The sequence below is a fragment of the Arthrobacter oryzae genome (assembly GCF_037911235.1).
Taxonomy (GTDB): domain Bacteria; phylum Actinomycetota; class Actinomycetes; order Actinomycetales; family Micrococcaceae; genus Arthrobacter; species Arthrobacter oryzae_E.
Map to the genome: position 1 here is coordinate 96,558 of NZ_JBBLYW010000033.1, position 14,776 is coordinate 111,333.

Here is a 14,776-nt window from a genome sequence, read left to right on the forward strand (position 1 = left end):
ATTAGCCGGCAGCTCTTGCATTAGCTCCGGTGTGTCGCAGGGCGGGTGGCAAATCAATGGATTTATGACAAGAAACACAACGCGGTAAACCCGGACGGCGCCGGACTACCACGCTCCAGCTCAGGCGGGGCGGCTTCTCAGCCATCTGGCCAGCAGCCCCTCCGGAACTTCTTCGGACGTCAGGGCGAAGGAGCGGTGGTCCGCCCATTCCCCGTTGATGTGCAGGAACCGCGGCCGGTAGCCCTCGTCCCGGAAGCCCAGCTTCTCCACAACCCGGAGACTGGGCCCGTTTTCAGGCCGGATGTTGATTTCCATCCGGTGCAGCCCGAGGCTGCCGAAGCAGTAGTCTGTGGCCATGGCCACAGCCGTGGGCGCAATCCCCCGGCCGGCACAGGACTTGTCCACCCAGTACCCCAGCGTCGCCATCATCGCCGAACCCCAGACGATGGAGGACACCGTCAGCTGCCCCACAATGGCAGGATCGCGCAGGACCGGCCGGCGTTCTGCGATCACAAAAGGCAATGCTGTGGCCTGCGCGGCCTGCGCGTTGAGGGACCTGACCATCTGACGGTAGTCCGGCAGTGCCCCTCCGGGTGCCGGATTGGAGGCCTCCCAAGGAGCCAGCCACTCGGAGTTGCGGGAGCGGACCGCCATCCATTCCTTGCGGTCGCGGTAGCGGATGGGGCGCAGGACAATGTCTCCGCATTCCAGCGTCACCGGCCAGATACTGCCCCGCATGGGACGTTAGTTGGTCAGGGAGGAGGACTTGGCCAGGGAGGACGTGAATTCAGGCAGCCACTCCCGCAGCCCGGGGCCGAGGTCGTCGCTGTCGCACGCCAGCTGGACGCACGCCTTGAGGTAGCTGAGCTTATCGCCCGTGTCGTAGCGACGGCCGCGGAACACAACGCCGTAAACGCCGTACCCTTCGCCCTCCCCTGCAGCAAGTTCCTGAAGGGCATCGGTGAGCTGGATTTCCCCGCCCCTGCCCGGTTCGGTTCGTTCGAGGACATCGAAAACCGCGGGGTGGAGGACGTAGCGGCCGATCACGGCCAGGTTGGACGGCGCTTCCGCGGCCTCGGGCTTTTCCACAAGCTTCCGGATCCGCACAAAGCCGTTCATGTCGGTGTCATCGATGTCGGCGCAGCCGTAGGCGCTGATCTGGGAGGGCTCAACTTCAATCAGCGCCACCACGGAGCCGCCGGTCTTAGCCTGTACTTCGATCATCTTGCTGAGCAGTTCGTCCCGTGCGTCGATGAGGTCATCGCCAAGCAGCACTGCGAAGGGCTCATGGCCGACGTGCTGCCTCGCCCGCAATACGGCGTGGCCCAGGCCCATCGGGTCGCCTTGGCGGACGTAGTGGATGTCGCCGAGGTTGCTCGCAGCCTGGATCGCTTCGAGCTTGGCGGTGTCGCCCTTGGCTTCAAGGGTGGCCTCCAGCGAAGGGACCCTGTCGAAGTGGTCCTCGAGGGCGCGCTTGTTCCGGCCGGTGATCATCAGGATGTCCGTGAGGCCAACGCTGACCGCCTCCTCGACGACATACTGAATCGCCGGTTTGTCCACCACCGGCAGCATTTCCTTGGGCATGGCCTTGGTGGCCGGGAGGAACCTGGTGCCGAGGCCCGCAGCAGGGATGACAGCCTTGCGGACGGAAGTATTGGTGGTAGTCACTGGACTAATCTAACGTCAGGGACCAAACATTGGGTAATTGCACTTTCGGCCCAGGCCGGCCTGCATCGGGGCTCCGTGCAGGACCTCCCGCTATGGAAGGACGGGCACTCATGCCGTCGAAGGAAGAGATCCGCTCAACCCACCGGCTCCGGCGTGCCGCTTTATCAGCTGCCGGGCTGGAGGCCGCCGGTGCGGGCATCGCCCGCCACGGACTTCAGTGGGCCACCATGGTTGCCGGCGGCGAACGGAGCATTTTTGCCGTGTACCTGGGCGTGGGTTTCGAGCCCCCCACCCTGCCGCTCATTGCCGCGCTGCACGCCATGGGGCACCGAGTGCTGTTGCCGGTCTGCGGACCTGACCGCACTCTCTCGTGGGTCTACTGGACTCCGGCAACCCGGTTCGTCCGCAGCAGCTATGCACCCATCGAGGAGCCCGTCGGGGAACAACACGGCACCGAGGCCATGCGGGAAGCGGCCGGGATCTTCGCTCCGGCCACCGCCGTCGACCTGTCCGGCAACCGGATCGGCCAAGGCGGCGGCTACTACGACAAATTCCTCGCCGGACTGGAAGCTGAGGGACTGCCGGTGCCAGCCGCCGCCGTGGTGTTTGACGACGAAGTCCTGCCGGCCGGGAGCATCCCGGCAGAGCCCTTTGACCGTAAGATCCCGGTTGCAGTCACGCCGTCACGCCTGACGAAGCTTATGTGAAGCCAGCCGCCTGCGGATGATAGAATTGGCACTCAGGCCCTGCGACTGCTAAAGGACGGAACCTGCCGAGACGAAATCGGCAGGGATTGCCCAGGCAGCACGGGACCTGCTCGTTTGTCCCAGAGGAGGATTTCCAGTGCCCACGTATGCATACGCCTGCAAGGACTGCAGCCACGCCTTCGAGATCGTGCAGTCATTCACCGACAGCTCCCTCACCTCCTGCCCTGAGTGCGAGGGTAGCCTGCGCAAGAAGTTCAACAGCGTCGGCGTCGTCTTCAAGGGTTCCGGCTTCTACCGGACCGACTCGCGGGATTCCAAGGGCAGCAGCGTCTCGCCTGCCCCGGCATCCGCACCGGCTGCCGCAGCAGCCAGCTGAGCGTACACACCACTTTCGCTGCCGCAGGGCGGCTCCTCGCCTAGGCTGGTTGTCCACATAGGACGACGGCGGGCTGTCCGCACCCCGTGCGGCCTCCGTAGCCTGACGCTATGCCCTCCAACCTCCGCACCAACGGACTTTCGTCGCCCCGGCAAAGCTTTCGATCCGGACGGCCCGGCCGTTCAGGACCTACGGTCGCCCGCCGCCTCGCTTCGTGGCTCAACCGCAACCGTCGCCTCGTCGTTGCTCTCCTGCTGTGCGCTGCCGCCGGCATCACCGTCCAGCAACTGACACCGGCGCCTGCCCACACCGTCACTGCCCTGGCCTCGGCCCGGGATCTCCCCGCGGGAACCGCGCTGTCCGGTGCTGACGTATTGCCGGTGAGCGTTCCGCCCGGGATGATACCCTCCGGAGCCTTCACAGATGCCGCCGCTCTTCAAGGTAAGCAGCTGGCGGCCCCGCTGCGGAAGGGCCAGCTGCTTTCGGATACGCAGCTTCTGGGCCCCGGCCTGCTTGCGGGTACCCCTCCCGGGTCGGCAGCTGTGCCGCTAAGGATGGCGGATCCGTCCTCGATCCAGCTTGTGGCACCCGGCCAGCTGGTCAACATCGTCATGACCAACGGCACCGACTACGGTAAGGCCGCGGAATCGGAAGTGCTGGCGGCTTCCGTACCCGTGCTCTGGACGTCAGGAAAAGGCGGGCAAACCGGGCAGTGGCTGGGAACCGGCGAAACCGAGGGGCTCATAGTGGTCGCCGCCGATGCTGACCAGGCGCGCCGCCTTGCAGGCTCCTCGACCCAGGGCAAACTCTTCTTCGTGCTGGTGGGAACACAGGGCTAGCTGCGACGGGCCGGTTGCACCGCGGCCGGACCGGCCGGCCGCTCGCCTGGCTGGCCGGCTGGTGCGATTGTCAGCCCCAGTGCGGCGGTTTCTGCTCCTGAAGCCAGGCATCGTGGTCGTAGTCCGAGCCGTGATCACCCCAGCGCTTCGGGTCGTCCTCCGAGGCCTTGTTCGGCAGAACGCCCGCCGGAACGCCCGCCCCCGCGGCTGGCCGGGACCTGTCGGCCGCCGCATCGTCCGTCCCGCCCTGAGGGGCACTTTCGCTGTCAGGTGCACCGATGTTTGTGTCCATGGTTTCTTCCTTGATATCTTCCGATTCTTCGGGGCCGGCCCCGACTCCATCACCCGTCCCGGTGGCGCGCTCGGCGCTGTTCAGCGTCAGGTTGTCGACATCATCCTCGAAGAACGCCTGGGAGGAGGATGAGAAACCGGCGGCAACCGGCTTCTCCAGGCCCAGGTAACCGCCGATCCGGTCAGCACACGCGGACGGGTCGGTGAACACCTCGATGGTCCACAACGGCATGTAGCGCCAGCCCAGCCGTTCCAGCAACTGCGGCCGGAGCCGGCTACGTTCCCGGACGCTCATTCGCCGGTATTGCTCAGTGCCGTCGGACTCGATGGCCACAGGCCGGGGGATATCGGCTTCATCCTGGCCGATGGAATTCACCGGATCCGCAGCCGCGGCAACGTCGATCACACCGTCGTACTGGTGCCAGACCCTGGCCCCGCGGGCCCGCAGCCTGTCCCCCAGGTCGGCTACCAGGGGGTCGGCCCCAAGTGCCTGCTCGCTCGCTGCTGCGCGGGACGCCGGCGTCCCCAGGTCCGTGTTACCGGCAATCTCGCGGTTGAGCAGTTCATAGAAGTCTGCTGCTCCGTGGCTGAGGCGGCTGACATCCAGGTCCTCCGGTTTGAAGCAGGTAAGCACGTGCAAGGATCGTCGGGCACGGGTCATGGCCAGCGCGAATTTTGCCCGGCCGCCCTCGGCGGACAAGGGACCGAAGTTGTGGAGCGCACGGCCGTGCGGCGTGCGGCCGTAACCCGGGGAGAAGATCACGTGATCGCGGACCAGTCCCTGGGCGCGTTCCAGGTCCACCACCCGGAAGGATTCGGGTCCGGCGCTGAAGAAACTTGCCAGCAGCGGGTAGTTGGGCAGCTGCAGCCGGATGGCCTCGCCAATCCTGGCGGCGTGGCGAAGGCTGGCGGTGACCACCGCGAGGGAAGTCCGCGGCCGCAGACGAGCATGTTCAAAGACCAGCTCCACCACCCGGTTCACCTCGGCGACGGCGGATTCCACGCCTTCCTGGTCGGCGCTCGGAAGCCCGGTGCCGTCCGGCAGGTATTCCACGAGCAGGGCACGGTCAAGCCCAGTGGCAGTCTGCCCCTCAGGGAGCCTGTGGAGGCGCCCGTCGTAGAAACTCTTGCTCAACTGCAGCACGAGGTCCTCGTCAACCGCCCGGTACGCCGACGTCAGCCGCCGGATGGGCAGCACGGCAGACAGCGCCGTATAAGCGCTCTCGACCCCCTGGTGGGCCGTTTCGCCGGCAGCGAGCCGCTCGACGCCCACGGTGAAAGTGCGGGGGCTTGCAATCTTGTCGTCGCCGAAGGCAATCACCTGTTTGGCCCGGGCGATGGCCGGAAGGACCGCCTGCAGGGAGGTTGCTTCGGCATCCAGGATGACCACGGCGTCGAACTTCTGCTCCGCCGGCAGCAGTCCGGTCATCAGGTAGGGGCTCACGGACCACACGGGCACCAGCATGGGAACCAGGGCCGGCGCCTGTGCCGTGAGGGCAGCCAAGGTGACCCGGCCGTCCTTCAGAAGGCTCCGGAGCAGGTCCGCCTGCCGTGGGTTCTCGGCGATGCCGGCGCGCCAGCGCTCGGACAGGGTCCACCGCAGCCGGGCAGAACCACTGGCGATGTGGGCGTTGTCCGCCAGGCGGTATTCGGCTTCCAGCTGCCGAAGGGCGTCGCCGTCGGACATGGCCAGGTAGTCGTCGCCGCTGATCATCGCTTCGAGGGCCGACTGCCACCAGGCAAGTTCCAGCTCTGAGGCGACCGACTCTGCGGGCACCTCACGTTCCGCCAGGTCGGTGAGGAGTTCCCCGAGCCCGTGCTCACGCATGTTCTCAATGAGCAGCGTCCGCTCCGGAAGCGTCTTGAGCGTCCGGGTATCGGCCACCAGCCGTTCCAGGCGTTCCATCAGTTCTTCGTACGGCGTGTGCTGGAGGTCCCCGCCTGCCGCGGTATGCTTCACGGCCGCGCCCAGCTGGGCCAATTCGCGCTCCAGGCTGCGGTACATCACATTCACTTCACCCAGGCCCGACGGCACAGCGGGGTGGCGCTGCGTGGTCGCGTAGTCCGCCCAGAGCGCCCGCTGCTCCTGGACCAGCACCAATGAGCTGTGGAGGTCGGCAATGTGCACGCCGGGACGGACGTATTCCTTAGCAACGCGGCGCAACCGGGAACGCTGCATGGACGGCATCTCGATGTTCCGTTCGCGGCGCCACGGGGTTGTGGCGGTAGCGGAGATGAGGTCGTGGACGGGCCGGTCGAAGATGTCCGGGGTGAACTTGTCCAGGCTCTCCCTGACCGCCATCAGCAATTCGAGCTGGGCGCCCCATTCGGAGAAGCTCGCCCCGAGGCGGATCTGGGCGTGCTGGGCCACTTCGTTCATGCGGTTCCGGAGCACGGGGAGGTTCTTCTCAACCGAGCGCGCGACCTCCTGCGCCTCCTCGGTTTCCTTACGGGTCAGGAGCCGCGCACCGTGCCAGGGGCTGGCCGTGGAAGCCCGGCTGAAACTGCCCAGCTCGGCCGCACGGTGAAGTCGACCGGCCAGTTCCCCGCGGTCCCTGATGTTGTCCAGGACACTTCGCTTCAGCCGTACCGTGGTGGCGGGCGCCGGCTGGATGGACGTCAGCTCAGCCAGCGACTGCATGGCCTGATAGGGCGAGCAACCCCAGCGCTGGCGGACATTGTGCAGCGAAGCCACATGGTCCATGAGGGCATGCCGGTGTTCCGCGAGCGTGGTGTGCAGATTGTCGAGCTGGGGCTGGAGCGATTTTTCGTTGCGGACAATGGCCCGCACCAGCTGTCCCTTGAGCTGCAGGGGTGTCGCCGTACCGGACAGGGCAAACAGGATGGACTCCAGCCCCAAAGTCTCAAGCCTGGCCCCGATCTCGCTGAGGCTGGCGCGGCGGTCGCCCACCACCAGGACGGTTCTTCCTTCGTCCACCAGCGTGCCGATGGTGTTGATGGCTGTCTGGGTCTGTCCCGTCCCCGGCGGGCTGCTGACCAGAAGGGAGTCCCCGGCACGCACGGCGTCCACCACATACTGCTGGTCGGCGTCGGCGTCGAGGAGCAGCAGCTCGGAGGCCGGATCCCGCTGGTCAATGTCCTGGAAGCGGCCTTCCGCTAATTCGGCCACCTCCACGGCCTCGCCGGCTGCGGTGCGGGCAAGGGCTGCGACCAGGGTGTTGTTCTGGTTGATCCACGGGTCATCGAGGTTCCCGGAAAGGTCCGCGAAGGTTGAGACGAGCAGGTTGTGCTCCACCTCGGCCCCGTGGATGGGCTTGATGAGCGTCCCCAGGCGGTCCAGGACGGGCTGCGGATCGAACCGGGCCGTGCTGTAAGCCATCCGGGTCACGGCATTCACGTCGAAGACAATGCCGTGGATGCTTTTCAGGTGCCGGATAAGGGCCGGGTTGATCTGTGCCTGTTCCGTCAGCTGGAGTTCGTAGTCGTCCTCGCCCGGACGGACCGTCAGGGAGATGGCCGTGAGCATCACGGGCGCAGACACCCGCTGGGGCTTCCCGCCCACGGCCGACGTCCAGGACACGGTACCGGCCGAAAAGTAGCCCGCGTCGATGCCGCGGTCATTGCTGAGCTCGAAGATCTTGGAGCGCAGGTTCCGTGAAGCCCTGGCGGCCACCACGTACTGCGCGTGATCGCGGATCAGGGTGGACAGGCGGGTGCGCCTTCCCGCCATGAGCTGCGCCAATCCGGACGGATGCGCATGCGTGAGGTCGATAGAGCCTTCCGGGGTCTTGGTAAAACGAAGCATGGTGTCTGCTCCGGTGACCGGCTTAAGCCCCGACAGCCACTTCCTGAGCTCCTCGGAGCCCTCTGGGAGGCCTTGACCAACTGACACTACTGCCTTCTTTTCTGCGCTTGCACGTGACGCCCTGGACCATACCGGCATACTTTCGAGCGTAGCCCGAATCAGGGCCCGGTGAGAGACCGCAACACTGGAGGCGGCCAAAATAGAGCCGGATTTAGCGGAATAAAAACAAAGTGGCCGGCCTCATCGCTGAGACCGGCCACTCAAAGTGCTATTCCCACTCGATGGTTCCCGGCGGCTTGCTGGTCACGTCCAGCACCACGCGGTTGACGCCGTCCACCTCGTTGGTGATGCGGTTGGAGATTTTCGCCAGCAGGTCGTACGGAAGCCGTGACCAGTCGGCGGTCATGGCGTCCTCGGACGAAACGGGACGAAGCACGATCGGGTGGCCGTAGGTGCGGCCGTCACCTTGGACGCCGACGCTGCGGACGTCCGCCAGCAGCACGACGGGCATCTGCCACACCTCGTTATCCAGGCCGGCGGCGGTCAGTTCGGCACGGGCGATGGCGTCGGCCTTGCGCAGCAGGTCCAGGCGTTCCTTGGTGACTTCGCCGACGATGCGGATGCCGAGTCCCGGGCCCGGGAACGGCTGGCGGCCCACGATTTCCTGCGGCAGTCCCAGCTGGGCACCGACAGCGCGGACCTCGTCCTTGAACAGCGCACGCAGCGGCTCGACGAGTTCGAACTGCAGGTCTTCCGGCAGGCCGCCCACGTTGTGGTGGCTCTTGATGTTGGCTGCACCTTCACCGCCGCCGGATTCGACGACGTCCGGGTACAGCGTTCCCTGGACCAGGAACTTGATCTTTTCACCGTGGGCTGCGGCCTCGGCGATGATGGCAAGTTCGGCTTCCTCGAACGCCCGGATGAACTCGCGGCCAATGATCTTGCGCTTCGTCTCAGGATCGCTGACTCCGGCGAGTGCCGCCTGGAACCGCTCCTGCTCGTTGGCAACGTAGAGCTTGACGCCGGTGGCTGCCACGAAGTCGCGCTCAACCTGCTCGGCTTCGCCTTCACGCAGCAGGCCGTGGTCCACGAACACACAGGTCAGCTGGTCGCCCACGGCGCGCTGTACCAGGGCAGCCGCGACTGCCGAGTCAACGCCGCCGGACAGGCCGCAAATGACCCTGGCGTCGCCGATCTGCTTGCGGATGCGGTCCACCTGTTCCTCGAGGATGTTGCCCGTGGTCCAGTTCGGTTCAAGCTTGGCGCCCTTGAACAGGAAGTTCTCGAGCACCTGCTGGCCGTACGCCGAGTGCTTGACCTCAGGGTGCCACTGCACGCCGTAGAGGCACTTCTCCTCGTTGGCGAATGCCGCCACGGGAGCGCCGGCGGTGGTGGCCAGCACTTCGAAGCCTTCCGGGGCTTCCTGGACGGAATCGCCGTGGCTCATCCAGGTGTTCTGGTGGTGCGGCAGGCCGTCCAGGATGGACCGGGCCTCCCCCACCGTGGTGGCTTCCGTCGCACCGTATTCGCGCAGGCCTGTCTGGGCTACCGTGCCACCGAGGGCGTCGGCCATCGCCTGGAAGCCGTAGCAGATGCCGAAGACGGGGATCCCGGCTTCGAAGAGGTCCGCACCCACCTTCGGTGCGCCTTCGGCATACACGCTGGAAGGGCCACCCGAAAGGATGATGGCGGCGGGGTTCTTGGCCAGCAGCTGCTCGGTGCTGTACGTATGCGGAACCACTTCCGAATACACATTTGCTTCCCGGACGCGGCGGGCAATCAGCTGCGCGTACTGGGCACCGTAGTCAACAACCAGCACCGGCTTCTGGGAAGTCTGGGATGCAGTGGGAGTAGTCACCGTCCTAGACTACTTGGGCGCTTGCCGCGTCGCACCTTGAGGCGGCCGCCCGCGGCCTTAATCGGCCCCGGTCGTTAGGGATCTCACACTGCAGCCGGCGCCGACAGGGTCAGTAGCGCTTGGATGCCTGCGGATTCGCCGCGAGTTCGGCCTCCACCTCTGCGTGGAACCTCTTCTCGACAAAGAAGGACAGGAACGGAATCACGCCGCCCAAGGCCAGGACGATCAGTTTCGCGAACGGCCACCGCATCAGCGACCACAGGCGGAAGTTGGACATCAGGTACACGACGTACATCCAGCCGTGGACAATCAGCACCGCCACCGAAAGGTTCACTCCCCCCAGCACGCCCTGCGGCTCGGCGTCGGCGAACCCGAAGCCGAACGGCTCGCCTGTCACCGCGTTGGTTCCGCCTGCGAACAGGTACTGGCCGAAGGCATACCGCGCAACCAGTTCGGCGCACAGCAGCAGGAGCATCCCGCCCGTGAGGTATGCCAGGACCTTATAGAACTTCAGGGCGGACCGGATCTGGGCTTCGGTGCCGCCGAACCTGCGCTTCTTGCCCGATTTTCCGGTGCCGGATTTGTTGGGGCCCGATCCGCTGGTCTGGGACGGCTGTGGCTGGATGGCCGGCTTGGGATCGATCATGGCTGTACCTTTTGTTCGGAAGGGCTGGATTGCCCGGAGGGGCTGGAATTTTCCTGGTGCGGGTCGTGGTCGTGGTCCTCGTCGTCGTCCTCAAGGTCGCGCCGGTAGTCGTCCTTCACCATTCGCCACCAGATGAAAAGCGCGAAGCCGGCGAACACAATCCACTCCACGGAGTAGAAGAGGTTGAGCCAGTTCACCTGCTGGGCCGGGGGCTGCGGGCCGATCCGCAGGGGTTTCAGCTCACTGCCGGCGGCCGCGGCACCGACGTCGGCGCCTCCGGCCACCTCGGACGTTGCCGCCACAAACCCCGGATAGCTGCTGACCTCCCAGACGTTGATCAGTTCCGCCACGGACACTGCAGTGGCGAATCCCCGCTCGGGGGCGGTGTTCGGCAGCGGCGCCTCGGACGGCAGGAGCCGTCCGGTCAGTTCAATGGTTCCCGACGGCGGCGCGCCGGCTTCCGCGGCGTCGGCCACCCATCCGCGGGCCACCGGGATCCATGTCTGGGGTGATGCGCCGACGCCGCTGAGGACGGGGGCGTCCTGAACAGCAAACGCCGAGACTACCCAATAGCCCGTGGCGCCGTCGTAAAGACGGCCCGGAACCAGCACCTGCTTCTCGGGATCGTAGGATCCTTTGGCGGTGACCATCTGGTCCGCCACGGAACCGTGAAAGAAATCACCCGGCTGCAGCACTGCGATGAGCGGCTTGCTCTCCTCGGTGCCGGACGAAACAGGTGCTTCCGGCTGGGTTGACCGGCCGAATTGCCACTGGCTCAGCAGCACAAAAACCCCTGAAATGACGATCGCAAACACCAGGCCTGCGATCCAGCGGGGTTTGAGGGCAGTTTTCAACACACATTAACCGTACTTCGTCCGCGTGTAGAACAACGAACCGCGAAGAGCGCGAACGGACACTTGAGGCCCCTCGCAGCGGGGCCTCAAGTGTCCGTTCGCGCAGTTTTGAGCGGTCCGCCGCAAACGTTAGTGGTCGAAAAACACCAGGCTGGAGTTGATCAGCTCCGCGATCACTTCGGGGTCGTAGGCCCGGCGAAGGGATTCCCGGAACGACTCCTTCGACAAGGAGCGGGCCAGGGTGGCAAGCACCTCAAGGTGGTCCGAAAAGGAACTTGCCGGCGTCGCAATCAACAGGATGACCGTGGCCGGCCCGTCAGCAGCACCGAAGTCCAGGGCCTTTCCGTACTTGGTGATGCCCACCGCGATGGAGGTCCGGGACACGAACTCGCTGCGGGCGTGCGGCAACCCGACTCCCCCGGGCAGGCCGGTGGCCAGCTGGTGCTCCCGTGCGTTGACGTGCTTCAGGAAACCATCGAGGTCCGAGATACGCCCGGCCGCATGGAGCCGTTCCGCAAGCTGGGTCGCTGCGTCAACCTTGTCCTTGGCATCAAGCTCAAGAATCACCATTTCCGGTGTGGTGAGTTCGGCATCGTACCGGTCCAGTGGTTCCGCCAAGAGTTGTCCCTTCAGTGAGGCAGGAGGCGCGCATCAGGCATCTGCCTTGTCAGCGCAACGGGACGATGTCCTCGGCACCCAGGCGTGCGGCGTCGGCAGATTCATCGTCAGGCTGCTCCTGGCTCAGCCGTTCGGCTTCCACCCGGGCAAGGTAGTGCTTGATTTCGCTTTCGCGCTGCGCATCGCTCCAGCCAAGAATTTCCCCCATTAGCTTAGCGACTACCGGGACGGCGGACACACCCCGGTCCCACGACTCGATGGAAATACGGGTTCTGCGCGTCAATACGTCGTGTACATGACGCGCCCCTTCGTGGGTGGCTGCGTACACTGCCTCAGCCTGGAGGTAGTCGTCGGCCCCCGGCAGCGGTTCGGCCAGGGCCGGGTTTTCCTTGACGAGAGCCAGGACCTCCGTGGCCATCGATCCGTACCGGTTGAGCAGGTGTTCAATCCGGGCCACATGCACGCCGCTCTCCTCAGCGGTCCGGTTACGGCGGTTCCACGCCGCCTTGAACCCGCTGGCGCCCAGCAGCGGGATGGAATCCGTGCAGCTGGGCGCAACCCGTTCGTCCATGCTCCGCGTTGCTTCGTCGACGGCGTCCTTGGCCATCACACGGTAGGTGGTCCACTTGCCGCCAGCCACCACCACAAGGCCCGGCACCGGATGGGCCACCACGTGTTCGCGGGAAAGCTTTGCCGTTGAGTCGTTCTCGCCAGCCAGGAGCGGACGCAGTCCCGCGTAGACGCCTTCGACGTCTTCCCTGGTCAGGGGCCGCTTCAGAACCTTGTTGACGTGTTCGAGGATGTAGTCGATGTCCTTGCTGGACGCAGCCGGGTGCGCTTTGTCCAGATGCCAGTCTGTATCCGTGGTGCCGATGATCCAGTGCCGTCCCCACGGAATCACGAACAACACCGATTTTTCGGTCCGCAGGATCAGCCCGACCGTCGACTGGAACCGGTCGCGCGGGACCACGAGGTGGATGCCTTTGGAGGCGCGCACTTTCAGCTGCCCGCGGTCCGTCACCATGGCCTGGGTTTCGTCGGTCCAGACGCCGGTTGCGTTGATGACCTGCTTGGCCCGGATGCTGAAGGTGGAGCCGTCCTCGCGGTTGACCACCTTGGCGCCCACCACCCGCTCGCCTTCGCGCAGGAAGTCGACCACAGCCGTTTGGTTGACCGCATGGGCACCGTAGTAGGCGGCCGTGCGGACCAGGTTGGCCACGTACTTGGCGTCGTCAACCTGGCCGTCGTAGTAGCGGATGGAGCCAACGAAGGCATCATCCTTCAGGCTTGGCGCAGCCCGCAATGTACCGCGGCGGGACAGGTGTTTATGGAACGGCACGCCCCTCTGGTGGCCGCTCGAAATGGACATGACGTCGTACAGGGCAATGCCCGCCCCGACGTATGGCCGTTCAAGGAAGGGCTTGGTCAGCGGGTAGAGGAAGGGTACGGGCCGGGCCAGGTGGGGGGCGATCTCCGACAACAGCAGACCGCGTTCGTGGAGCGCTTCCTTCACCAGCCCGAAATCGAGCATTTCGAGGTAGCGCAGCCCGCCGTGAATGAGCTTGGAGGACCGTGACGACGTGCCTGCGGCCCAGTCGCTGGCCTCCACGATGCCCACGCTCAGGCCGCGGGTCACGGCGTCCAGCGCAGCGCCGGTGCCCACGATGCCGCCGCCGACGATGAGGATGTCGAGTTCCTTGCCCGGCTCCATCGTTGCCTTGAGCGCCGCCAGCGACGCTTCCCTGGCAGCGGGGCCAAGTGCCCCCTGGGAAAAGGACGAACCACCGGAAGAACTGTTCATTTCACGCCTCCATCCGCATCGAACCTCGTAGTTCACCAGACTACTTCCTAGGCATGCGGATGGGCAGGGCTCATTTGGGGCCGGTCCCGGCGGTTCCGGGACCGGCCCAGTCGTGGAGGTGGCGCCTCAGTTTCCGGAGTAGGGGGACACGACGACGTCGACCCGCTGGAATTCCTTCAGGTCCGAATAGCCGGTGGTGGCCATGGAGCGGCGGAGGGCGCCGATCAGGTTGGACGTGCCGTTGGTGTGGTGGCCCGGACCGAAGAGGACCTCCTCGAGCGGCCCCACAGTGCCGACGTTGACCCTGTCGCCGCGCGGGAGTTCCAGGTGGTGGGCCTCCTGGCCCCAGTGCCAGCCCTTGCCCGGCGCTTCTTCGGCGCGCGCCAGCGCACTGCCGAGCATCACGGCGTCAGCGCCCATGGCGATGGCCTTGACGATGTCGCCGGAGGATCCCATGCCGCCGTCGGCAATCACGTGAACGTAACGGCCGCCGGACTCGTCCATGTAGTCGCGGCGGGCCGCGGCGACATCGGAAATGGCGGAAGCCATGGGCGAGTGGATGCCCAGGGCGCGGCGGGTGGTGGTGGTGGCGCCACCTCCGAAGCCCACCAGCACGCCGGCAGCGCCGGTGCGCATGAGGTGAAGCGCGGGGGTGTAACCGGCCGCGCCGCCCACAATCACCGGGACATCGAGCTCGTAGATGAACTGCTTGAGGTTCAGCGGCTCATGGTCCTTGGACACGTGCTCGGCCGAAACCGTGGTCCCCCGGATCACAAAGATGTCCACGCCGGCCGCGACGACGGTCTTGTAGTGCTCCTGCGTGCGCTGCGGGGTGAGCGAGCCGGCCACGGTCACGCCGGCGGCACGGATCTCGGCCAGGCGGGACGTAATCAGCTCGGGCTGGATCGGCGCCTGGTAGAGCTCCTGCATCCGCCGGGTGACGGCAGGGCTGTTGGTCTCGTCCTCCAACGCCCCGATCTGGTCAAGCACCGACTGGGGGTCCTCGTACCGGGTCCACAGCCCTTCCAGGTCCAGCACGCCCAAGCCGCCGAGGCGTCCCAGTGCGATGGCAGTCCCGGGCGACATCGCCGAATCCATGGGCGCCGCAATGACCGGCATGTCGAACTTGTAGGCATCTATCTGCCACGAGACCGAAACGTCCTTGGGATCACGCGTACGACGGTTGGGGACGATCGCGATGTCATCCAGGGAGTAGGCACGACGCCCACGCTTGCCACGGCCAATCTCAATCTCATAAGTCACGTGACCACTTTACTTGACCACGCGGGATACGACGGGGGCGACTCCCCCGGGTCACACGGGAAACTGATAGTCCACCCTTTATTGACTAG

General features: G+C 65.7%; 12 protein-coding genes. 3 read left to right on the forward strand and 9 right to left on the reverse strand.

Annotated elements, in window-relative coordinates:
- Positions 1-120 precede the first annotated feature (120 nt).
- On the reverse strand, positions 121-738 hold the full coding sequence (locus tag WMN78_RS09780) for a GNAT family protein (protein ID WP_340533552.1): 618 nt from the start codon (positions 736-738) through the stop codon (positions 121-123).
- Positions 739-744: 6 nt separating this feature from the next.
- Positions 745-1,668 carry a UTP--glucose-1-phosphate uridylyltransferase GalU gene (gene galU / locus WMN78_RS09785; RefSeq protein WP_340533553.1) on the reverse strand — a complete coding sequence of 308 codons (924 nt, stop codon included), beginning with the start codon at positions 1,666-1,668 and terminating at the stop codon, positions 745-747.
- Between the two features lie 110 nt (positions 1,669-1,778).
- Between galU and WMN78_RS09790 the strand changes: the two genes are divergently transcribed.
- The 3 genes from WMN78_RS09790 (at position 1,779) to cpaB (ending at position 3,590) form a co-directional block, all read left to right on the forward strand.
- Positions 1,779-2,375, forward strand: coding sequence for a 5-formyltetrahydrofolate cyclo-ligase (locus WMN78_RS09790; protein WP_340533554.1), 597 nt, complete (start codon positions 1,779-1,781; stop codon positions 2,373-2,375).
- Positions 2,376-2,511: 136 nt separating this feature from the next.
- Positions 2,512-2,751 carry an FmdB family zinc ribbon protein gene (locus WMN78_RS09795; protein ID WP_340533555.1) on the forward strand — a complete coding sequence of 80 codons (240 nt, stop codon included), beginning with the start codon at positions 2,512-2,514 and terminating at the stop codon, positions 2,749-2,751.
- A 110-nt stretch (positions 2,752-2,861) separates the two neighbouring features.
- Positions 2,862-3,590 (forward strand): Flp pilus assembly protein CpaB, encoded by a 729-nt coding sequence (gene cpaB / locus WMN78_RS09800; protein WP_340533556.1) that lies wholly within the window; start codon positions 2,862-2,864, stop codon positions 3,588-3,590.
- 70 nt (positions 3,591-3,660) lie between these two features.
- On the opposite strand, the gene WMN78_RS09805 is transcribed toward cpaB, so the two are convergent.
- From WMN78_RS09805 to WMN78_RS09835, 7 genes are all read right to left on the reverse strand, one after another.
- Complete coding sequence (locus WMN78_RS09805) at positions 3,661-7,785, reverse strand: AAA family ATPase (RefSeq protein ID WP_340533557.1); 4,125 nt, start codon at positions 7,783-7,785, stop codon at positions 3,661-3,663.
- Between the two features lie 130 nt (positions 7,786-7,915).
- On the reverse strand, positions 7,916-9,505 hold the full coding sequence (gene guaA / locus WMN78_RS09810; protein WP_340533558.1) for a glutamine-hydrolyzing GMP synthase: 1,590 nt from the start codon (positions 9,503-9,505) through the stop codon (positions 7,916-7,918).
- A 109-nt stretch (positions 9,506-9,614) separates the two neighbouring features.
- Positions 9,615-10,151, reverse strand: coding sequence for a DUF3817 domain-containing protein (locus WMN78_RS09815; RefSeq protein ID WP_340533559.1), 537 nt, complete (start codon positions 10,149-10,151; stop codon positions 9,615-9,617).
- A complete protein-coding gene (locus WMN78_RS09820; protein ID WP_340533560.1) occupies positions 10,148-11,008 on the reverse strand; it encodes an SURF1 family protein in 861 nt (286 codons plus the stop codon). The genes WMN78_RS09815 and WMN78_RS09820 overlap by 4 nt, the downstream gene beginning before the upstream one ends.
- Positions 11,009-11,134: 126 nt before the next feature.
- Positions 11,135-11,623: a PTS sugar transporter subunit IIA gene (locus WMN78_RS09825; protein WP_340533561.1), complete on the reverse strand. Its 489-nt coding sequence runs from the start codon at positions 11,621-11,623 to the stop codon at positions 11,135-11,137.
- Between the two features lie 49 nt (positions 11,624-11,672).
- Positions 11,673-13,424 (reverse strand): glycerol-3-phosphate dehydrogenase/oxidase, encoded by a 1,752-nt coding sequence (locus WMN78_RS09830; RefSeq protein WP_340533562.1) that lies wholly within the window; start codon positions 13,422-13,424, stop codon positions 11,673-11,675.
- Positions 13,425-13,550: 126 nt separating this feature from the next.
- Positions 13,551-14,687 carry a GuaB3 family IMP dehydrogenase-related protein gene (locus WMN78_RS09835; RefSeq protein ID WP_340533563.1) on the reverse strand — a complete coding sequence of 379 codons (1,137 nt, stop codon included), beginning with the start codon at positions 14,685-14,687 and terminating at the stop codon, positions 13,551-13,553.
- Positions 14,688-14,776: the final 89 nt, after the last annotated feature.